This window comes from Pseudomonas sp. SDO5215_S409 (assembly GCF_054071325.1).
The window spans coordinates 61,868-81,278 of sequence record NZ_JBSVWN010000017.1 but is presented as its reverse complement, the minus strand read 5'-3'; the positions used below and the strand labels follow the sequence as shown (position 1 = coordinate 81,278).

Sequence of the window (19,411 nt, the reverse complement as noted above, 5' to 3'; positions counted from 1 at the left end):
GCGAACTATATCACCGCTGACACAGCGCGCCAAAGGCCGCAGCAGAGCTTGTTCAGATTAAGGACAGCTAAAAAATGTGGCTGAGTATCAATCTCGGGCAGCACCGGAATAAACCCTGACGAACTAGCGTGAGGGAATTGTGCATTACCGTTATAATCGCCGACTTTTCGTCAGGCTATACGATTTCAGACATGAGCCAATCCAGCGACCTCATCGAATCCGCACAACGCACCATCCGCCTCGAGCTTGAAGCCGTAGAGGGCTTGCTGGCCCATATCGACGCGGATTTCGTACGCGCCTGCGAGATGATTCTGGCCAGCACCGGCCGTGTTGTCGTGGTGGGCATGGGTAAATCCGGCCACGTCGGCAACAAGATTGCCGCGACCTTGGCCAGCACCGGCACCACCGCTTTTTTTGTCCACCCCGCCGAGGCCAGCCACGGCGACATGGGCATGATCACCAAGGATGACATCATCCTGGCGCTGTCCAACTCCGGCACCACCCACGAAATCGTGACCCTGCTGCCCCTGATCAAACGCCTGGGCATCAAGATGATCAGCATCACCGGCAACCCGCAGTCCACGCTGGCCAAGGCGGCCGAGGTGAACCTGAACGTACACGTTGCCCATGAGGCGTGCCCGCTGAACCTGGCCCCCACCTCCTCCACCACCGCCGCGCTGGTCATGGGCGACGCCCTGGCCGTGGCGCTGCTGGACGCGCGCGGGTTCACCGCTGAAGACTTCGCGTTTTCTCACCCGGGCGGCGCCCTGGGCCGTCGCCTGCTGCTCAAGGTGGACAACGTGATGCACGCCGGCGACGAACTGCCGCACGTACCACGCGGCACGCTGCTCAAGGACGCCCTGATGGAAATGACCCGCAAGGGCCTGGGCATGACCGTCATCCTGGAGGCTGACGGGCGCCTTGCCGGGGTGTTCACCGACGGCGACCTGCGCCGCACGCTGGACCGCACCATCGATATCCATACCGCCATCATCGACGCCGTGATGACCCCGCACGGCAAGACCGCGCGCCCGGACATGCTGGCCGCCGAGGCCCTGAAAATCATGGAAGACCACAAGATTGGCGCCCTGGTCGTCGTCGACAGTGACGACCGTCCGATTGGCGCCCTGAACATGCACGACTTGTTGCGTGCGGGAGTGATGTAAATGACCACAGACCTGATGCAACGTGGCAAACACATCAAGCTGGCGATTTTCGACGTCGACGGCGTGCTGACCGACGGCCGCCTGTACTTTTTGGAAGACGGCAGCGAATTCAAGACCTTCAATACCCTGGACGGCCAAGGCATCAAAATGCTGATGGCGGCAGGCGTGCAGACAGGCATCATCAGCGGTCGCAAGACGCCAGTGGTGGAACGTCGCGCACAAAACCTGGGAATTCCTCACCTCTATCAGGGCCGCGAAGATAAACTGGTGGTTCTGGACGAGCTTCTTGGCCAACTCAACCTAAGCTATGAGCAGGTCGCCTACCTGGGTGATGACCTGCCCGACCTGCCGGTCATTCGCCGGGTCGGCCTGGGCATGGCCGTCGCCAATGCGGCGGCGTTTGTACGCGAGCACGCCCACGGAGTGACGACCGCACGGGGCGGCGAAGGCGCTGCCCGTGAGTTCTGCGAGCTGATCCTGCGCGCCCAAGGCAGCCTTGAAGCGGCCCACGCCGCCTACCTATAGAGCGTTTTATGCTGAGCAAAAAAATTCGCAACTTCCTGATATTCGGGGTCATCGCCGCACTGTTCCTGGCGGTGGGCTACTGGAATATCAGCCCGGAGCGCTTCCTCGACAAGCCTGTTGCACAGGTCGACGAAGGCGCTATCGACTATTACGCCATCAACGCCCATAGCATCCAGTTCCTGCCCGACGGCAAGGTTCAGTATGAAATGACCTCCGACAAAGTCGAGCACCTGAAGGCGTCGGAAGTCACCCTGCTGACCAAGCCGGACATGAACCTGTACCGCGGCGCGGAATTCCCGTGGCATGTCACCAGTGATCGTGGCGAGGTCAACCCGGACGGCACCCAGGTGGAATTGATCGACTCGGTGCGCGTAGCCCGCACCGACGCAAAGAATCGCGAGACGCTTATTACTACAACTCGCATGACCGTATTCCCACAACAGCAATATGCGCAGACCGAGCAAAACGTTAGAATCGACGGCGCTGGCGGTGTATCGACTGGCAAGGGAATGAAGGCGTATTTGAAAGACAGCAGGATACACCTGCTATCGAACGTAAGAGGACAGTATGAGGCTCGTTAAAACCCTCCCTATTTTGCTCGGTCTGGGCGCAGCACTGGGAAGCGTGAGCGCCTGGGCTCTGCCGAACGATAGCCAGCAACCGATCCACATCCAGGCCGACGACGCGCAGCTGGATGACAAGCAAGGCATCGCCACCTACAAGGGCGACGTGATCATCACCCAGGGCTCGATGAAAGTGACGGGTAACACCGTGACACTGACTCGCACCCCTGCGGGCGATATCGACGTGGTTACGTCGGTAGGCAACCTTGCGTATTTTGAACAACTGCAAAAACCTGGCGACACGGTGCCGGTCAAAGGCTACGGCCTGACCATCCAGTACCATGCCCAGCAAAACCGCATCGTGCTGATCGACAAAGCCAAGGTCGTCAATGACGGCAACACCACCGAAGGCGAGAAAATCGTCTACGACACCGTGAAGCAGGTTGCCCAGGCGGGTCGCGCCAACGGCAACAAAGTGACCGCGCCACGTCCACGTATCGACATGGTTATCCAGCCGAAGAAGAAGGCCGAGTAATGGCAACCCTAAAAGCCCAGCATCTGGCCAAGGCCTATAAAAGCCGTCAGGTCGTGCGCGACGTCAGCCTGTCGATCGACAGCGGCCAGATCGTCGGCTTGCTCGGCCCCAACGGTGCCGGCAAGACCACGTGTTTCTACATGATTGTCGGCCTGGTTCAGGCAGACCAGGGCCGTGTGCTGATCGACGACCTGGACGTCAGCCACCAGCCAATGCACGGTCGTGCGCGCGCAGGTATCGGCTATCTGCCTCAAGAAGCGTCGATCTTCCGCAAGTTGTCGGTATCGGACAACATCATGGCGATCCTGGAAACCCGCAAGGAACTCGACCACGCCGGGCGCAAGCAAGAGCTGGAAAACCTGCTGCAGGAATTCCACATCAACCACATTCGCGACAACCTCGGCATGAGCCTTTCCGGCGGCGAACGTCGTCGCGTGGAAATCGCCCGCGCCCTGGCCACGGCGCCGAAATTCATCCTGCTGGATGAACCTTTCGCCGGTGTGGACCCGATCTCCGTAGGCGATATCAAGCAGATCATCCATCACCTCAAGGCGAAGGGCATCGGCGTACTGATCACCGACCACAACGTACGCGAGACGCTGGATATCTGCGAAACCGCGTACATCGTCAACGATGGACAGCTGATTGCCGAAGGCGACTCCGCCACCATCCTGGCCAACCAGTTGGTCAAGGAAGTGTACCTGGGGCACGAGTTCCGCCTGTAACACCATGGTATGAGGCCCTGCACACTGGAGCGCGCGCGATAAAAACCTCAGTGTTTTTATTGTTACCGCGCTCTAGGCAAGGCCCCCGATATCAGGCATATAATTTGCTTATGTTTGGCGCTCACGCGCCCTGTCGTGGATGGCGCACTGCGCCGGCGAATAAGGTGTTAAGCCCCTGCCATGAAACCATCGCTAGTCCTGAGAATGGGCCAGCAGCTGACGATGACCCCGCAGCTGCAACAGGCCATCCGCCTGCTCCAATTGTCGACCCTGGACCTGCAACAGGAAATCCAGGAGGCCCTGGAGTCCAATCCGATGCTCGAACGTCAGGAAGAAGGCGACGACTTCGATAACGCCGACCCCCTGGCCGACAACATCGAGCAAAAGCCCAACACCGACGTACAGGAACCCTCCTACCAGGAAACCGCCCCGACGGTGGACAACCTCGAGGACGGCGAATGGGGCGAGCGCATTCCCAACGAGCTCCCTGTGGACACCGCCTGGGAAGACGTCTACCAGACCAGCGCCAGTAGTCTGCCAAGCAACGATGACGACGAATGGGACTTCACCACCCGCACGTCTGCCGGCGAGAGCCTGCAAAGCCACCTGCTCTGGCAGCTGAATTTGGCCCCCATGTCGGACACCGACCGCCTGATCGCCGTCACCTTGATCGATTGCATCAACAATCAGGGTTACCTGGACGAAACCCTCGAGGAAATTCTCGAAGCCTTCGACCCGGAACTGGACATCGAACTGGACGAAATCGAAGCCGTCCTGCACCGCATCCAACAATTTGAACCGGCCGGCATCGGCGCCCGTAACCTGGGTGAGTGCCTGCTGCTGCAACTGCGTCAACTGCCCGCCAAGACGCCTTGGCTGAGCGAGGCGCAACGCCTGGTGACCGACTACATCGACCTGCTGGGCAGCCGCGACTATAGCCAGTTGATGCGCCGCATGAAGCTCAAGGAAGATGACCTGCGTCACGTCATCGAGCTGGTACAAAGCCTCAACCCGCGTCCCGGCTCGCAAATCGAGTCCACCGAAGCCGAGTACGTAGTGCCAGACGTGATCGTGCGCAAGGACAACGAACGCTGGCTGGTGGAACTGAACCAGGAATCGGTGCCACGCCTGCGGGTCAACCCGCAATACGCAGGCTTCGTGCGCCGCGCCGACACCAGCGCCGACAACACCTTCATGCGCAACCAGTTGCAGGAAGCCCGCTGGTTCATCAAGAGCCTGCAAAGCCGCAACGAAACCCTGATGAAAGTGGCCACCCAGATCGTCGAGCACCAGCGCGGCTTCCTGGAATATGGCGACGAAGCCATGAAACCGCTGGTCTTGCACGACATCGCCGAAGCGGTGGGCATGCACGAATCGACGATTTCCCGGGTAACCACGCAAAAATTCATGCATACCCCACGGGGTATTTATGAGCTGAAATACTTTTTCTCCAGCCATGTCAGTACCTCCGAAGGCGGCGAATGCTCGTCCACGGCGATCCGCGCAATCATCAAGAAACTGGTTGCAGCGGAAAATCAGAAAAAGCCGTTGAGTGACAGCAAGATCGCTGGTTTACTGGAGGCACAAGGCATTCAGGTAGCCCGTCGCACGGTCGCCAAGTATCGCGAATCCCTCGGGATCGCGCCTTCCAGCGAGCGCAAGCGTTTGATGTGACGGGTTCGCCATAGCGTTCCGGCAGCAGGCACCCCGGCCTGCTGCTTTATGCACTGGCAACGAAGGAGAAGCTGTATGCAAGTCAACATCAGTGGACACCATGTAGAAGTCACTCCACCGCTGCGCGACTACGTCGAGCAGAAGCTCAAGAGGCTCGAGGGGCATTTCGACAAGATCACCAACGTGCAGGTCATCATGAAGGTCGACAAGCTTCAGCAGAAAATTGAAGCGACCCTGCAGATCCCCGGGGGTGAAGTCGTCGCCAACGCCGAGCACGAAGACATGTATGCCTCAATCGACTTGCTCACCGACAAGCTTGATCGCCAACTCAAAAAGCATAAGGAAAAGAACCTGAGCCTGCTGCAAGGCACGGGTCGTTAACTCTCCCCCCATGATCCGACTTGAAACCATCCTGACCCCCGGCCGTTCCCTCGTGAACGCGCCGGGCGGCAGTAAAAAGAAAGCCCTCGAACAAATTGCCAACCTGATCAGCCGCGAAGTGCCTGAGCTGGAAATGCAAGAGGTGTACGAGGCTCTGATCGCCCGTGAAAAGCTCGGCTCGACCGGCTTTGGCAACGGCATCGCCATTCCCCATTGCCGCCTTAAAGGCTGCGAAGCCCCGGTGAGCGCCTTGCTGCACCTGGACGCACCCATTGATTTTGACGCCATTGATGGCGCCCCGGTCGACCTGCTGTTTGTGCTGCTGGTCCCGCAGGCTGCCACCGATGCGCACCTGGAGCTGCTTCGGCAGATCGCCAGCATGCTTGACCGCAAGGAAGTACGCGACAAACTGCGCAGCGCCGCCACCAACGAGGCGCTCTACCACGTTGTCCTGGATGAACAAAACGGGCAGTAATCATGCGTTTGATCATCGTCAGCGGCCGCTCTGGCTCGGGTAAAAGTACCGCCCTCAATGTGCTTGAGGACAACGGGTTCTACTGCATCGACAACCTGCCCGCGGGCCTTTTGCCGGAGCTGGCAGAACGCGCCCTGATCCATACCGAACTGGCGCAACCGCTGGTCGCTGTCTCGATCGACGCCCGCAACCTGCCCAGCCACCTCACGCGCTTTCCCGAGTTGCTGGCCGAGGTGCGCGCCAAGCACATCCATTGCGACGTGCTGTACCTGGATGCCGACGAAGAAACCCTGCTCAAGCGGTTCTCCGAAACCCGCCGACGCCACCCCCTGAGCAGTCCTCATCGCTCGCTGGCCGAAGCCATCGAGGACGAAACCAGCCTGCTCGGGCCGATCATTGATCTGGCCGACCTCAAGATCAACACCACGGACCTGAACCTGTATCAACTGCGCGATGCCATCAAGCTGCGCCTGTTGAACCAGCCAGAGCCCGGCACCGCCTTTTTGGTGGAGTCCTTCGGCTTCAAACGGGGCATGCCGGTGGATGCCGACCTGGTGTTTGACGTGCGCTGCCTGCCCAATCCGTACTGGAAACCCGAGCTGCGGGAACAGTCGGGGCTGGATGCGCCCGTGGCCGAGTACCTGGCCGCGCAACCGGATGTCGAGGAGATGTTCCAGGACATTTCCAGCTACCTGCTCAAATGGCTGCCCCGCTTTGCGGCCAGTAATCGCGCTTATGTCACCATCGCCATTGGTTGCACCGGCGGCCATCACCGCTCCGTCTACCTGACCGAACGCATTGGCCAGTTGTTGCAGCAAACCCTCAAGAATGTCCAGGTTCGCCACCGCGACCTCATCTGAAAGGAACACCCCCGCGATGCCCGCTCTGGAAATTGAAATCATCAACAAATTGGGTTTGCACGCCCGTGCTTCGGCCAAGTTCGTCGGCGTTGCCGGGCAGTTTCCTTGCCAGATTCGTGCGGGGCGCTCACCAGACTCCATGGTCGACGGCAAAAGCATCATGGCAATGATGATGCTGGCCGCTGGCAAGGGCACCACCATTCATCTGAAGACCGAAGGCGAGCAGGAAGTCGAAGCGATGAACGCGTTGGTGGCGTTGATCAACAACTTTTTTGACGAGGGTGAGTAACGCCACCCTCAAAGGCCAGGGCTAAAACGGCGTCATCCCAGCGCCGTGTCCATCACCATCATCAAGCAGAACCCGATACACAGTCCCAGGCTCGCAAGCTTTTCATGGCCATTGTGCCGGGACTCGGGAATGACTTCATGAGTCACCACCAGCAACATCGCCCCAGCGGCCAGCGCCAGGCCCAGCGGCAGTAACACCTCGGCCAGGGTGACAAGCCAGGCACACAGCACGGCGAACAAAGGCTCGACAAGACCCGACGCCGCCCCAATCAGAAACGCCTTGACCCGCGACATCCCTGCCCCGGCCAGTACCAACGCAATCACCAGGCCCTCCGGTACATCCTGCAAGGCAATGCCCATGGCGAGGCTGTCGGCACCGGGCATGCCGCCCCCCGCCGATACGCCGACAGCCATGCCCTCGGGAATGTTGTGGGCAATGATGGCCGCGACAAACAACCAGATTCGTGGAGCAATGACCGCACGTTCGGGGCTTTCCAACCGCCTCTCAGGCGTGGTGCCTGACACTTTGCGGTCCACCAGATACAGGCCGAAGGCACCGAGCATAATGCCAAAACTGACCAACCCGCTTGCGCCCCAAGGGGCCAGCCCAAGGTGCTCAGCGGCAGCAATACCGGGCACGATCAGCGAAAACGCCGTGGCAGCCAGCATCACGCCAGCACCAAAACCCAGCAAGGCATCATTTAACGCCTGGGGCATTCGGCGAATCACCAACACCGGCACCGCACCCAATGCGGTGCCCAGCGCACAAATGGCGCCGCCTTGCAGCGCCCGCAACATACGCGGCTCCAGCTCCAGCCAGGCCATGCCTTTGGCCACCAGCAATGCAGTCCCTGCCAACATCAACAGCGAGCCAAACGCATAACGAAACATTCGCACGCTGCTGATCGCCAGTGTTTCCGTGCCCATAGTCAGCCTTAGATCTTGTTGTAGGTGGGGGTTCAGGCCAACGCGGCCTGATAACGTTCAGCGACTTCCGGCCAGTTGACGACGCTATAGAACGCATTGATGTATTCGGGGCGACGGTTTTGATACAGCAGGTAATAAGCGTGCTCCCAGACATCCAACCCCAGCACCGGCGTATTACCGTTCATCAGCGGGCTGTCCTGGTTGCCGCTGCTTTCCACCACCAGGGTCTTTTGCGGCGTGACGCTCAGCCAGGCCCAACCGCTGCCAAAACGCGTCAAGGCCGCCTTGGTGAACGCTTCCTTGAAACGTTCGAAGCCGCCCAATTGCTCGTCAATCGCCTGACCCAAAGCACCATCGGGCTTGCCACCGCCCTTGGGCGACATGACCGCCCAGAAAAGCGAATGGTTGGCATGCCCACCGCCCTGATTGATCACCGCCGTGCGCAACGTTTCAGGCAATTGCTGGACGCTGGACACCAGTTTCTCCACGGGCCAGCCGGCAAATTCGGTGCCCTCGATCGCCGCATTGAGGTTATTGATGTAAGTCTGGTGGTGCTTGGTGTAGTGGATCTCCATGGTTTGCGCATCGATATGCGGTTCCAGGGCATCGTAGGCGTAGGGCAAAGCCGGCAAGGTGTAGGTCATATCAATGTGCTCCGTAGGAAGGGCTGTTGCGGGTCGACGCCTCGGGCTGCGCCGCATGGTTGCCCAGCAGGCGATGGGTACGCGGGTACTCGCCGTGCTCGCTGATGAAATTGAGCAGTTCGACGTAGGTCTTGCTGCTCTGGCGCAACGCCGCTTCACGCAATTGCGGGCTCAGGCGGGTGTCTTGCAGGGTCTGAAGCAACCGTTGGTGGATGGCGCAGAGGTACTCCGCGCTTTCCTCTGGCTGGTTAAGACGCATGTGCAGGTCCGCCAGGTTGTGGTGAGAAATAACGCAGGCCGCCACTGCTTCGTCGGCATCCGCCCAGCGCTCGAACAACACAAGCGCCAGGGCCAGGGCTTGCAGGTAATGCTCGCGCGCATCGACCAATTCGCCGTTCATAAAGCAGCGATTGGCGCGCTCGATCGTGCGTTTCCAGTGCTCCATGGTGAACCTCCAAAGCAGAGTGGGTAATTACACGCCGCCGGCCGTGAGTTTTTCCGGGTTCAGCAGGACTTCCAGTTGGCTGCGCGGCAGGTCGGTATATTCCAGGGCGACCTCAATCACCGGCCGGCCTTGCTGGTAGGCCGTCTTGGCGATTTGCGCGGCCTTTTGGTAACCGATGATCGGGTTAAGCGCGGTCACCAGAATCGGGTTGCGCGACAGCGCTTCCTTGAGCTTGGCCTCGTTGACCTTGAAGCTGGCGATGGCCTTGTCAGCCAATAAACGGCTGGAGTTGGCCAGCAACTCCAGGCTGCCAAGCAGGTTTTGCGCGATGATCGGCAACATCACGTTGAGTTCGAAGTTGCCGGACTGGCCAGCGATCGTGATCACTGTGTCGTTGCCGATCACCTGCGCCGCCACCATGGCCGTGGCTTCGGGAATCACCGGGTTGACCTTGCCCGGCATGATCGAAGAACCCGGCTGCAAACCTTCCAGCTCGATTTCACCAAGGCCGGCAAGCGGACCAGAGTTCATCCAGCGCAGGTCGTTGGCGATTTTCATCAGCGTTACAGCGATGGCCTTGAGCTGCCCGGACACCGCGACGGCAGTATCCTGGGACCCAATCAGGGCAAACAGGTTGACACCCGGCGTGAATTTCACCTGGGTCAGACTGCTCAAGTGTTGGCTGAAACGTGCAGCGAACTCCGGATGCGCGTTGATGCCCGTGCCCACCGCCGTACCGCCCTGGGCCAGCGCTTGCAGGCTGGGCAGCAAGTCTTGCAAATGCGCGATATTGGCCTTGAGCTGCTGGGCCCAGCCGTTTAGCACCTGGCTCATCCGCACGGGCATGGCGTCCATCAGGTGGGTACGGCCGGTCTTGACGAAACCGTGCACTTCTTCAGCCTTGCGTTCGATCACCTGCACCAGGTGCAGCAGCGCAGGCAGGGTTTGCTCATGCAGCACCAACGCCGCGCTGACGTGGATGGTGGTCGGGATAATGTCGTTGCTGCTTTGTCCGCAATTGACGTGATCGTTGGGGTTCACCGGCTCGCCCAGCAAGCGGCTGGCCAGCGTGGCGATGACCTCGTTGGCGTTCATGTTGGAACTGGTGCCGGAACCGGTCTGGAAGATATCCACCGGAAAATGCTGCATGAAGTCGCCTTCCAACAGGCCTTGGGCAGCATCGACGATCGCCTTGCCCTGGCCAGCACTCAGTTGGTTGAGCTCGATATTGGCCTTGGCCGCCGCCGCCTTGGCCAGGATCAGCGCACGAATGAACGGCGCGGGCATGCGCTGGTGGCTGGTGGGAAAGTTGTTCACCGCGCGCTGGGTTTGGGCGCCATAGAGGGCCTCGGCGGGCACGTTCAGTTCGCCCATGCTGTCGCGTTCGATACGGGTGTTACTCATCGGAAGATCCTTGCACCAGGTCAGTGTGAGAAATCGAGGGCAGCAACTGGCAGCTCGCCAATTGCCAGGCAAAGGTTTGCCAGCGCTTGAGGCGGCAGGCACAACCGGACAGTTTTTCCATGTCTCGCAGCGGTCGCCACGCCTGGTCCAGGCACAAGGAGCGCCAATGCCACGGCAGGACGATATCGCTGGCGGTGTCGAGCAGGAGGCGAAAAGAGGTTTCTGCGATGGTCCACGGATGCGTTGCGGTGCAACAGCCGAGGTAACGGCCTTCGGCCAGGTAATGCTCGATCAGTCGGGGCTCGTCAGGATTAAGGCCGCAGCGGATTTGACGGCTCATCCAGCGCCAGCTGTCCAGGTAAGGATCCTCGTGCAGAACAGAACTCATGATCCATGCTCATTCGATAATGATATTTATTATTAAATGATATTGAGAATCAAAACAATAGCGGCAAGGCCCTACTCAAAAATTTTGGACACAAAAAAGGCGCGCTACCCCGATGGGTGGCGCGCCTGTTTAAAAACCGCCGGATTAGCTGCCCGCGACGGTCATCTTCTCTATCAACACCGAACCTGTGCGAATGTTGCTGCGCAGCTCCAGGTCATTACCCACGGCAACGATCTGCTTGAACATGTCACGCAGGTTGCCGGCAATCGTCACTTCCTGGACAGCAAACTGGATCTCGCCATTTTCGACCCAGAAACCCGCTGCCCCACGGGAGTAGTCCCCCGTCACCATGTTCAAGCCGTGGCCCATCAATTCAGTCACCAGCAACCCACGCCCCATGCGCCGCAACAGCGCCGCCTGGTCTTCATCACCGTGGGTCACGAACAGGTTGTTTACCCCCCCGGCGTTGGCGGTGCTGGGCAAGCCCAGTTTGCGGCCGGCATAGGTGCCCAGGATGTAGGACACCAACTCACCGTCCTTTACGAAGGGTTTGGCGTAGGTGGCCAGACCATCGCCGTCAAACGCCGAGCTGCCCATGGCGCGCATCAGGTGCGGGCGCTCATCGAGGGTCAGCCACTCAGGAAACAGCTGCTGGCCAAGTGCGCCCTCAAGGAACGACGACTTGCGGTACAGGTTGCCGCCGGAAATGGCCCCCAGGAAACTGCCGAACAGACCGCCGGCCAGTTCCGCCGAAAACAGCACCGGCACCTCGCAAGTCGGCACCGGGCGTGCACCCAGGCGGCTCGCCGCGCGCTCGGCGGCCCGACGGCCGATGCTGACCGGGTCGGCCAACAGCTCGCCCTGGCGGCTCACGTCGTACCAGTAGTCGCGCTGCATCTGGTCGTTGGCCTGCGCAATCATCACGCAACTCAGACTGTGGCGAGTGGACGCGTAGCCGCCAATAAAACCGTGACTGTTGCCATACACGCGGCAACCCTGGTGAGTACTCAACGTGGTGCCGTCAGCGTTCTTGATCCGGCTGTCGGCTTCAAAGGCGGCGGCCTCACAGGCCAAGGCTTTTTCGATGGCTTGCTCGGGGGTGATGTCCCAGGCGTGGAACAGGTCAAAGTCCATCAGGTCCCGTGCCATCAAGGCAGCATCGGCCAGCCCCGAGCACTCGTCTTCAGAGGTGTGCTTGGCAATCGCCAAGGCGGCGGCAACCGTTTCACGAATCGCGTCGGGGCCACTGGCCGACGTGCTGGCCGAGCCCTTGCGCTGGCCCACGTACAAGGTGATGCCAAAGCCCTGGTCGCGATTGAATTCGACGGTTTCCACTTCCCGCTGACGCACCGACGTCGACAGCCCCTGCTCCAGCGATACCGCCACTTCACAGGCACTGGCGCCCTGGCGCTTGGCCTCGGCCAGGATCTGCTCGACTTGTTCCTGCAGTGCCGGTAACGCTTGCGGACCGACGCTTTGGGCTGAACTCATGGTTTTCTCCACTCAAATTCTGCTTTCGGTTAAGGCCTTCGAGCGACCGGGCCGGACAAGCGGCCCCCGACTGGTTATCATGGCGGCGTTTCTTTGCGGACTGCCACCATGGTTGATTCTTACGACGACTCCCTCGATGGGGAGAAAAGCAAATCTCAGGTCAAACGCGAGCTGCATGCTCTGGTTGACCTCGGCGAGCGCCTTACAACACTCAAGCCTGCCTTGCGTGAAAAACTGCCACTGACCGACGCCCTGCGCCGGGCACTGGACGATGCCCCCAAGCATGTCGCGAACATTGCGCGTAAACGGCACCTGCAATTTATCGGCAAACTCATGCGCGATCAGGACACTGACGCCATCCTGAGCCTGCTCGATCAATTGGACGCCTCTACCCGCCAGTACAACGAACGCTTCCACAACCTGGAACGCTGGCGCGACCGCCTGATTGCAGGCGACGACGCCGTGCTGGAAAAATTCGTGATGGACTACCCGGATGCGGACCGCCAGCAATTGCGCTCCCTGATCCGTCAGGCCCAACACGAAACGGCGCAAAACAAGCCACCGGCTTCCACCCGTAAAATCTTCAAGTACATCCGTGAGCTGGACGAGACTCAACGCGGCCTGCGCTGATCCTCTTCCCGGGTGGCGACCCTCGCCACCCGAAGCTCCCCGCCTTTAAGCGCCCGTGCCACCCACAGTGATCGCATCGATTTTCAAGGTAGGCTGGCCGACACCGACCGGCACCGACTGCCCATCCTTGCCGCAAGTGCCCACGCCGCTGTCCAGCGACAGGTCGTTACCGACCATCGATACCTTGCTCATGGCTTCCGGCCCGTTGCCAATCAACGTTGCGCCCTTGACCGGTGCGGTGATCTTGCCGTCTTCGATCAGGTACGCCTCACTGGTGGAGAACACGAACTTGCCGCTGGTGATGTCCACCTGGCCGCCCCCGAGGTTGGCGCAGTAGATGCCGCGCTTCACAGACGCGATGATTTCCGCCGGGTCGCTTTCGCCACCGAGCATGTAAGTGTTGGTCATGCGCGGCATCGGTAGGTGAGCATAAGACTCGCGGCGACCGTTGCCGGTGCGGGCAACCCCCATCAGGCGGGCGTTGAGCTTGTCTTGCATGTAGCCCTTGAGCACACCGTTTTCAATCAGGGTGGTGCATTCGGTCGGCGTGCCTTCATCGTCGACGCTCAACGAACCGCGCCGCCCGGCCAGGGTGCCGTCATCGACGATGGTGCAGAGCGTGGAGGCGACTTTCTCGCCCATGCGCCCGCTGTAGGCCGAGCTGCCCTTGCGGTTGAAATCGCCTTCCAGGCCATGGCCCACCGCTTCATGCAGCAGCACGCCGGACCAACCCGAGCCCAGCACCACAGGCAAGGTGCCCGCGGGCGCCGGGATGGCTTCCAGGTTGACCAGCGCCTGGCGCAGCGCTTCACGGGCGTAGCCCATGGCGCGGTCTTCGGTGAGGAAATAACGGTAGTCGGTACGCCCGCCGCCACCATGGCCACCGCGCTCACGACGGCCATTTTGCTCCACGATCACACTGACGTTGAACCGCACCAATGGCCGCACGTCCGCCGCCAGGCCACCGTCGGTCGACGCCACCAGAATGCGTTCCCACACACCAGCCATGCTCACGCTGACCTGCTGGATGCGCGGGTCCAGGGCACGGGTCGCTGCGTCCACACGCTTGAGCAACTCGACCTTTTCAGCGCGGCTGATGACTTCCAGCGGGTTATCCGGCGCATACAGTTGGGCGACGTCCTGCGTGCTGAACGCCTGCACCGTGCCGTTCTGCCCGGCACGGGAGATCGAACGGGCAGCGCGGGCGGCCTGGCCCAGGGCTTCCAGGGTGATGGCATTGCTGTAGGCAAACCCGGTCTTCTCACCGGATTGCGCACGTACGCCCACACCTTGGTCCAGGTTGAAACTGCCTTCTTTGACGATGCCGTCTTCGAGCGCCCAGGACTCGGAAATCTGCCCCTGGAAATACAGGTCGGCAGCGTCGATGCCCGGCCCGGCCAGATCGCCAAGCACGGTTTGCAAGCTTTCGATGGTCACGCCACCGGGCGCCAGGAGGTGTTCACTGACTGAGGACAACAACTCGCTCATAGGTTTAGCCTTAAATTCATCGTTCTGAAGCAGGCCGCTGCGCGCCCTGCGAGAAAAAGCGCCGATGGCCTGCCACCGGCATACGCGCCCGTATCGACGCCTGTTCATTGCTATCGCGCTCGGCCAACAGCACCGCTTCGCCTTGATCCTGTTGCGCCAACACTCGGCCCCAGGGGTCGATGATGGCGGCGTGTCCAAATGTCTCACGCGGCCCCGGATGCACCCCGCCCTGGGCGGCAGCCAAGATGTAGCACTGGGTTTCGATGGCCCGGGCGCGAATCAATACGTCCCAATGAGCGGCCCCCGTCACCGCCGTAAATGCCGAGGGCGCGGTAATCAGCTCGGCCCTCGCGGCACGCAGTTCGCTGTACAGCTCCGGAAAACGCAGGTCGTAGCACACCGTCAACCCCAGCCGCCCCACCGGTGTGTCCGCCACAACCACCTGGCTGCCATAAGCATAGTCATCAGATTCGCGGTAACGCCCACGCGTATCGGCTACATCGACATCGAACAGGTGCAGTTTGTCGTAACGGGCAACGACTTCCCCCCGGTCATCCACCAGCAGCGAGCAGGCATTGGACTTGGCGTCCGGCTGGCCCGCTGGCGGCAGAGGCAAGGTGCCCGCCACTATCCATAACTTGAGGTCGCGTGCGGTCTGTTTCAACCAGGGCAAGATCGGCCCCTGTCCCAAGGCCTCGGCACGACCGATATCGGCCACGTCGCGACGGCCCATGGCGGCGAAGTTTTCCGGCAGCACCGCCAGCCTGGCACCGCCCCTGGCGGCTTGCTCCAGCAGACGACGGGCCTGCACAAGGTTGGCCAGCACATCGCTTTGGCTGACCATTTGAATTACCGCAAGGGACATGGGCCGAGACTCCAGAAAAAGCATTCGGCCATGCTACTCCACAGCGGCTTATTGTGGCTTTTCAAATGGCTTGTCAAAGGTGATTTTCGGGTCTTTCCAAGGGCCTTGTACCTTGTATTGCACACTGGCGAACCGGGAAACCTGGTCACCGATCAATTTGTCGATCAGAAACAACGCGCCGCCAATGGCCGGGGCGCCCACGATCAGCGCGGCAATGGGCAGGTTGTTGGTCACCGGCAGCGTCACCAACAGCTTGGCGTCCACGCGGTCAGCCACTAGGTCCAGGGTGCCGTTGATTTCCAGGTTGCTCGAAGGGCCGGTCATGGTGATGGGCTCACGGGTGACAAACACGCCGTCACTCGCCGCCAACAAGCCTTTGACCCGGTCATAACTCAGACCTTTGCCGAGCAGGTCGGAGAAGTCCAGGCGCAAGCGGCGACCAATCGAGTTGAAGTTCAGCAGGCCAAACACCCGCAGCGCCTGTGCGCCGCCGTCCACTTCAACAAACTGGCCCTTGCGAAACGCCGCGTCCAGGCTGCCGGAGAACCGCTTGGGCCCGACCCAGGCCGGCGAACCCGGCCAGCGCCCGTCCACGTCCACACGAAAATCTTCGCTGGTCACGCTGGGCGCAAACCCCCAGCCCTTGAGCACATCGGCGATGTTCTTGCCGTCCAGGCGGCCCTTGTACCAACTGCCGCTGGCACCGGGCGCACCCTCCCAACCGCCAGCCCCGGTAAGCTGCATCCCCTTGAGGCCCATATCGAGGCTGTTGAAGGCCATCCCCTTGGCGGTCGGGCGAATTTTCATCGACCAGGCGCCGACCAGGTCGGGGCCCTGGAACAGCTGGCCAATCGACACATCCAGTGCAGGGATGTCTTTGGGGTCGATATCGGCCAGCGGGTCCGGCGCGTTTTCATCGGCCTGCACCGTCGGGTCCACTGCGGGCAGCTTCACGTACTGCAAGTTGATGGCAATCGGCGCAGCCTTCGCATCCGGCAGGCTCACAGTGCCCTTGGCTTGCTGACTGTCGAACTGCAGGCCCCAGGCAGCAGGCTTGCGGTCCAACAGCAGGTTGACCTGATCGAACTGGATGCCAAAACCCGTCAGTTTGTCGACCTTGAAATCGGCACCGCTCAACAGTTGCTTGGCGCTGCCGCCCGGGTCGTTGGCGGCGTAGCGACCCATCAGTTTTTTCCAGGGGTCGATATCCAGCTCCGACAGCACGCCGCGTATACGCAGCCCCTTGGCGGCCGGCAATATCGCATCGCCATTACCGAGGAACAGCTCGCCGCGCCCTTCGGCAAATTTGTCCGGCGCAGCAGCGAAGGTAAAGCTGGCCAACTCGCCATAATCGAACCAGTAACGCCGCTCCGCACCTTGCAGCGTCATGCGAAACACGCTGTCACGCCCTTGGCTGGCTGGCATGCCGAACGGCGCGGGCAAGTCCACCGTCACCCCCTTGAGGTCGGAGGTGACCATCAATTGGCTATCGGCGCCATCCAGGGTGAGCTGCAATTGGTAGGGAATGTCGCCGGACACCGGCAGCGGCTGGCTGAATTTAAGCCAGTCAGTGAGTTTTTTGACCGTCACCTGGCCCTTTGCCGCGATGCGTGTACTGAGATTGCCTGGCTTGCCATCGGCAAAAATCTGCGCGGTGACAGGGCGATCAAACGCCTGCGCACTGATGTTCTGACCGCTGAGCCCCTTGGCCGTGTCAAAGCGGAAATTGCCTTTGAGCTGGTTCAGGTCCAGGACCGGGTCGGCCAATTGCAGGCGCGCCTTGTCTGTCTTGAAGTCCACCACCACCTTGGGGTCGGCGCCTTTTGACAGGGGGATGTCCAGGTCGAGCTTGCCTTGCAGATCGCCCTCGCCCTTCCAGCCGGCAAAGGTCGATGCCGTACCGATCGGTGCTTCCTGCAGGATTTTCAGGCCATCGCCCAGGCCGCCAGCGAAGCTGCCGGTGAGCAGCAGGTGGCTGTCTTTGTCGCTGGGTGCATGGGGAACGTTGACATACACGTCCTTGACCTTGGTATCGAGCAACTGGCCCTTACTGGCCAAAATACGCACGCCGCTCTCTTCGACGAACACTTCGCCACTGACCTTGCTGACGTGTGGCCAGCCCGGTTGGAAGGCCAGTTCGGCATCATGCACCTTGAAAAACAGGCTGATATTGCGCGCAGCGGACAGCGCATCGTGATCCAGCGAACCTTGGTACTGGAAGAACCCCTGGTCCACCGCGCCCTTGAGAATCGCGGTACGCAGCCATTCATCCAGGGCCGGGCTGAGCACCGCAGGCAGGTACTTGGGCGTGAAACGCCCATCGCCGTCGACCAGCCCTACGCGCAGGTCCATGTAGTCTTCCTGACGATGGTCAAAATGCAGGCGAATCAGGAAGTCGGCAGCGATCTTGCCCTCTTCGCCCAGTACTTTGATGTACGGGGCAATCAGCGTGAAGCCTTCCTTGTCCAGCTTCCACGTCAGGCGGGCATTGGCCTGGATGTACTGCCAGGGCTTGGCGAAGATCGGATACAGGTGCAGGGAAAAATCCTTGCTGTCCATACGCAACTCACCGCCGCCCAGGTCGCCACTGATGCTGCCGGTGACATTGCGCGCGGCCGGCGCGCCGAAATACGCATCGAAGCCTATACGGTCCAGGTTGGCGGCAAAACTCACGCGCTTGTCACCGGCCTCGTCAGGGCGAAAATCCACCCACACATTACGCAACGTACCGGTGGCGTTCAGGTGATCGATGGTCTTGGCAACGCCTTCCGGCAAGGGTGCCAAGGCGTTGAGCAATGGGGTGATGGGAGTCAGGTCCAGCCGGTCGGCTTGCAGGCGCCAGGTTTCACCGGCCGTCTCTTTGGCCTTGGTTTGCTGCAATTGCAGGTGCGATTCCCAACGGGTTTCGCCCAGATTCATCGCCAACGAATCAAACAGCACCTTGAGGCCGTCGTCATTGCGTTGCAGGTAGGCGGTGAGCGCCAGGTTCTCGATGTGAGCGGGCTTGCGATCAGCGTAACTGACGCTCAACTGCGGCGCATTGAGGCGCACGGCAGCGCTTTGTACCGTGCCCTTGGCCCAGGTCAGCCAGAATTCGCCACCGGCCTTCAGCTCGCCCAGCTTCCATTGCTGCAAGAGTGTTGCCGGAACCCATCGTGCCCAATCACTCTGGGGCAGGCTCAGGTAGGCCTCGGCCTCGCCGTCTTTCCAGTGGCTGGCCTGGATGCGGGTGCGCAGGTTGAGCGCCAGGGGCTGGCCATCCGGCAGGGTCAGGCGAGCGTCGAGTCGTTGACGATTCGCGCCGGTCTGCAAGTTGATGCCGACATAGGTCAGCGTCAACGGTGCCTGGTTAAACGGCTGCAACGTCACCTGGCTGTCGAGCAGCGACACTTGCCCGACCCGTTGCAGTTGCGTGAGCAACTGTTGAGGGTCCAGCGGCTGGTCATCCTGCACCGGCAGGCCTTGCAATGCCCAGTGTCCGCCCTCGTCCTCCTTGAGGCTCACCTGCAGGCCGCTGACCTGAAGGCGTGCGATGCGCACTTCCCGCGCCAGCAGGCTGGCCCATAGGTCCGGCACCGCTTCCACCTGGTCCAGGCGCACGGCATGGTTGCCCTCGCCGACCATCACGTCATGGGCCAGCAACACCGGTGCAAACCCGCTCCAGCGCCCTTCCAGGCTGCCAATCGCCAACGGCATATCGAGCGCAGCACGGGCCTTGGTTTCGATTTCGCCACGGTACTCCGCCACCAGCGGCGTCAATTCACGACCCAGGCTCACGTAGACCGCTGCCAGTATTAACAGCAGCGCACACAAGCCAAGGCTCCAACGGGTCAAAGCGGCAAAAAAGCGCGTAAGACGCTCCATGTCAGGCGACCCCCAAGGTAATAATCGGACGGCAGATCAAGGTCCGCCGATCTCGTAGGAATAAGTTGATGCG

20 protein-coding genes are annotated in these 19,411 nt (G+C 60.8%); 11 read left to right on the top strand and 9 right to left on the bottom strand.

From position 1 onward, the window contains the following. The first annotated feature begins 191 nt into the window (after window positions 1-191). The 10 genes from ACW9H9_RS11705 to ACW9H9_RS11660 all read left to right on the top strand — a co-directional run bounded on the left by ACW9H9_RS11705 (window position 192) and on the right by ACW9H9_RS11660 (window position 7,193). A complete protein-coding gene (locus ACW9H9_RS11705; RefSeq protein ID WP_457343316.1) occupies window positions 192-1,166 on the top strand; it encodes a KpsF/GutQ family sugar-phosphate isomerase in 975 nt (324 codons plus the stop codon). Then, the gene (locus tag ACW9H9_RS11700) at window positions 1,167-1,691 is read left to right on the top strand and encodes a KdsC family phosphatase (RefSeq protein ID WP_003216124.1); all 525 of its coding nucleotides are present in this window, start codon (window positions 1,167-1,169) and stop codon (window positions 1,689-1,691) included. 8 nt (window positions 1,692-1,699) lie between these two features. After that, window positions 1,700-2,272, top strand: a complete 573-nt coding sequence (gene lptC / locus ACW9H9_RS11695) for an LPS export ABC transporter periplasmic protein LptC (RefSeq protein WP_457343315.1) — start codon at window positions 1,700-1,702, stop codon at window positions 2,270-2,272. Further along, complete coding sequence (lptA, locus tag ACW9H9_RS11690) at window positions 2,259-2,789, top strand: lipopolysaccharide transport periplasmic protein LptA (protein WP_457343314.1); 531 nt, start codon at window positions 2,259-2,261, stop codon at window positions 2,787-2,789. The genes lptC and lptA overlap by 14 nt, the downstream gene beginning before the upstream one ends. Continuing rightward, the gene (lptB, locus tag ACW9H9_RS11685) at window positions 2,789-3,514 is read left to right on the top strand and encodes an LPS export ABC transporter ATP-binding protein (protein ID WP_457343313.1); all 726 of its coding nucleotides are present in this window, start codon (window positions 2,789-2,791) and stop codon (window positions 3,512-3,514) included. The genes lptA and lptB overlap by 1 nt, the downstream gene beginning before the upstream one ends. A 180-nt stretch (window positions 3,515-3,694) precedes the next feature. Next, a complete protein-coding gene (locus ACW9H9_RS11680; protein ID WP_457343312.1) occupies window positions 3,695-5,188 on the top strand; it encodes an RNA polymerase factor sigma-54 in 1,494 nt (497 codons plus the stop codon). Between the two features lie 75 nt (window positions 5,189-5,263). Further along, window positions 5,264-5,569: a ribosome hibernation-promoting factor, HPF/YfiA family gene (gene hpf, locus ACW9H9_RS11675; RefSeq protein ID WP_457343311.1), complete on the top strand. Its 306-nt coding sequence runs from the start codon at window positions 5,264-5,266 to the stop codon at window positions 5,567-5,569. Between the two features lie 10 nt (window positions 5,570-5,579). After that, complete coding sequence (gene ptsN, locus ACW9H9_RS11670) at window positions 5,580-6,044, top strand: PTS IIA-like nitrogen regulatory protein PtsN (RefSeq protein WP_457343310.1); 465 nt, start codon at window positions 5,580-5,582, stop codon at window positions 6,042-6,044. A gap of 2 nt (window positions 6,045-6,046) precedes the next feature. Then, a complete protein-coding gene (gene rapZ / locus ACW9H9_RS11665) occupies window positions 6,047-6,904 on the top strand; it encodes an RNase adapter RapZ (RefSeq protein ID WP_457343309.1) in 858 nt (285 codons plus the stop codon). Between the two features lie 16 nt (window positions 6,905-6,920). Continuing rightward, entirely contained in the window at window positions 6,921-7,193 is a 273-nt protein-coding gene (locus ACW9H9_RS11660) for an HPr family phosphocarrier protein (RefSeq protein ID WP_457343308.1), read from the top strand. 32 nt (window positions 7,194-7,225) lie between these two features. On the opposite strand, the gene ACW9H9_RS11655 is transcribed toward ACW9H9_RS11660, so the two are convergent. From ACW9H9_RS11655 to pmbA, 6 genes are all read right to left on the bottom strand, one after another. Beyond that, window positions 7,226-8,119 carry a ZIP family metal transporter gene (locus ACW9H9_RS11655; RefSeq protein WP_457343307.1) on the bottom strand — a complete coding sequence of 298 codons (894 nt, stop codon included), beginning with the start codon at window positions 8,117-8,119 and terminating at the stop codon, window positions 7,226-7,228. A gap of 32 nt (window positions 8,120-8,151) precedes the next feature. Then, window positions 8,152-8,763, bottom strand: coding sequence for a superoxide dismutase (locus ACW9H9_RS11650; RefSeq protein WP_457343306.1), 612 nt, complete (start codon window positions 8,761-8,763; stop codon window positions 8,152-8,154). Between the two features lies 1 nt (window position 8,764). Then, window positions 8,765-9,208 carry a hypothetical protein gene (locus ACW9H9_RS11645; protein WP_457343305.1) on the bottom strand — a complete coding sequence of 148 codons (444 nt, stop codon included), beginning with the start codon at window positions 9,206-9,208 and terminating at the stop codon, window positions 8,765-8,767. 27 nt (window positions 9,209-9,235) lie between these two features. Next, window positions 9,236-10,612 carry a class II fumarate hydratase gene (locus tag ACW9H9_RS11640; protein WP_457343304.1) on the bottom strand — a complete coding sequence of 459 codons (1,377 nt, stop codon included), beginning with the start codon at window positions 10,610-10,612 and terminating at the stop codon, window positions 9,236-9,238. Next, the gene (locus ACW9H9_RS11635) at window positions 10,605-11,000 is read right to left on the bottom strand and encodes a FagA protein (protein WP_457343303.1); all 396 of its coding nucleotides are present in this window, start codon (window positions 10,998-11,000) and stop codon (window positions 10,605-10,607) included. Before ACW9H9_RS11635 ends, ACW9H9_RS11640 begins: the two co-directional genes overlap by 8 nt. A 144-nt stretch (window positions 11,001-11,144) precedes the next feature. Then, a complete protein-coding gene (gene pmbA / locus ACW9H9_RS11630) occupies window positions 11,145-12,491 on the bottom strand; it encodes a metalloprotease PmbA (protein ID WP_457343302.1) in 1,347 nt (448 codons plus the stop codon). A gap of 108 nt (window positions 12,492-12,599) precedes the next feature. Here pmbA and yjgA point away from each other — a divergent pair, with 108 nt between their 5' ends. Next, window positions 12,600-13,121 carry a ribosome biogenesis factor YjgA gene (gene yjgA, locus ACW9H9_RS11625; RefSeq protein ID WP_457343301.1) on the top strand — a complete coding sequence of 174 codons (522 nt, stop codon included), beginning with the start codon at window positions 12,600-12,602 and terminating at the stop codon, window positions 13,119-13,121. Between the two features lie 45 nt (window positions 13,122-13,166). Here the strand turns inward: yjgA and tldD are convergent, their stop codons facing one another. The 3 genes from tldD to ACW9H9_RS11610 are packed head-to-tail and all read right to left on the bottom strand — an operon-like array spanning window position 13,167 to window position 19,338. Continuing rightward, complete coding sequence (gene tldD / locus ACW9H9_RS11620) at window positions 13,167-14,609, bottom strand: metalloprotease TldD (RefSeq protein ID WP_457343300.1); 1,443 nt, start codon at window positions 14,607-14,609, stop codon at window positions 13,167-13,169. 16 nt (window positions 14,610-14,625) lie between these two features. Further along, a complete protein-coding gene (locus ACW9H9_RS11615; RefSeq protein WP_457343299.1) occupies window positions 14,626-15,474 on the bottom strand; it encodes a carbon-nitrogen hydrolase family protein in 849 nt (282 codons plus the stop codon). A gap of 48 nt (window positions 15,475-15,522) precedes the next feature. Further along, window positions 15,523-19,338 carry a YhdP family protein gene (locus ACW9H9_RS11610; protein WP_457343298.1) on the bottom strand — a complete coding sequence of 1,272 codons (3,816 nt, stop codon included), beginning with the start codon at window positions 19,336-19,338 and terminating at the stop codon, window positions 15,523-15,525. Between the last annotated feature and the right edge of the window lie 73 nt (window positions 19,339-19,411).

What these genes read in the sequence shown, in the direction of transcription:
- ACW9H9_RS11705 (WP_457343316.1), top strand. Translation starts at nt 192, where the DNA reads ATGAGCCAATCCAGCGACCTCATCGAATCCGCACAACGCACCATCCGC.
- ACW9H9_RS11700 (WP_003216124.1), top strand. Translation starts at nt 1,167, where the DNA reads ATGACCACAGACCTGATGCAACGTGGCAAACACATCAAGCTGGCGATT.
- lptC (WP_457343315.1), top strand. Translation starts at nt 1,700, where the DNA reads ATGCTGAGCAAAAAAATTCGCAACTTCCTGATATTCGGGGTCATCGCC.
- lptA (WP_457343314.1), top strand. Translation starts at nt 2,259, where the DNA reads ATGAGGCTCGTTAAAACCCTCCCTATTTTGCTCGGTCTGGGCGCAGCA.
- lptB (WP_457343313.1), top strand. Translation starts at nt 2,789, where the DNA reads ATGGCAACCCTAAAAGCCCAGCATCTGGCCAAGGCCTATAAAAGCCGT.
- ACW9H9_RS11680 (WP_457343312.1), top strand. Translation starts at nt 3,695, where the DNA reads ATGAAACCATCGCTAGTCCTGAGAATGGGCCAGCAGCTGACGATGACC.
- hpf (WP_457343311.1), top strand. Translation starts at nt 5,264, where the DNA reads ATGCAAGTCAACATCAGTGGACACCATGTAGAAGTCACTCCACCGCTG.
- ptsN (WP_457343310.1), top strand. Translation starts at nt 5,580, where the DNA reads ATGATCCGACTTGAAACCATCCTGACCCCCGGCCGTTCCCTCGTGAAC.
- rapZ (WP_457343309.1), top strand. Translation starts at nt 6,047, where the DNA reads ATGCGTTTGATCATCGTCAGCGGCCGCTCTGGCTCGGGTAAAAGTACC.
- ACW9H9_RS11660 (WP_457343308.1), top strand. Translation starts at nt 6,921, where the DNA reads ATGCCCGCTCTGGAAATTGAAATCATCAACAAATTGGGTTTGCACGCC.
- ACW9H9_RS11655 (WP_457343307.1), bottom strand. Translation starts at nt 8,119, where the DNA reads ATGGGCACGGAAACACTGGCGATCAGCAGCGTGCGAATGTTTCGTTAT.
- ACW9H9_RS11650 (WP_457343306.1), bottom strand. Translation starts at nt 8,763, where the DNA reads ATGACCTACACCTTGCCGGCTTTGCCCTACGCCTACGATGCCCTGGAA.
- ACW9H9_RS11645 (WP_457343305.1), bottom strand. Translation starts at nt 9,208, where the DNA reads ATGGAGCACTGGAAACGCACGATCGAGCGCGCCAATCGCTGCTTTATG.
- ACW9H9_RS11640 (WP_457343304.1), bottom strand. Translation starts at nt 10,612, where the DNA reads ATGAGTAACACCCGTATCGAACGCGACAGCATGGGCGAACTGAACGTG.
- ACW9H9_RS11635 (WP_457343303.1), bottom strand. Translation starts at nt 11,000, where the DNA reads ATGAGTTCTGTTCTGCACGAGGATCCTTACCTGGACAGCTGGCGCTGG.
- pmbA (WP_457343302.1), bottom strand. Translation starts at nt 12,491, where the DNA reads ATGAGTTCAGCCCAAAGCGTCGGTCCGCAAGCGTTACCGGCACTGCAG.
- yjgA (WP_457343301.1), top strand. Translation starts at nt 12,600, where the DNA reads ATGGTTGATTCTTACGACGACTCCCTCGATGGGGAGAAAAGCAAATCT.
- tldD (WP_457343300.1), bottom strand. Translation starts at nt 14,609, where the DNA reads ATGAGCGAGTTGTTGTCCTCAGTCAGTGAACACCTCCTGGCGCCCGGT.
- ACW9H9_RS11615 (WP_457343299.1), bottom strand. Translation starts at nt 15,474, where the DNA reads ATGTCCCTTGCGGTAATTCAAATGGTCAGCCAAAGCGATGTGCTGGCC.
- ACW9H9_RS11610 (WP_457343298.1), bottom strand. Translation starts at nt 19,338, where the DNA reads ATGGAGCGTCTTACGCGCTTTTTTGCCGCTTTGACCCGTTGGAGCCTT.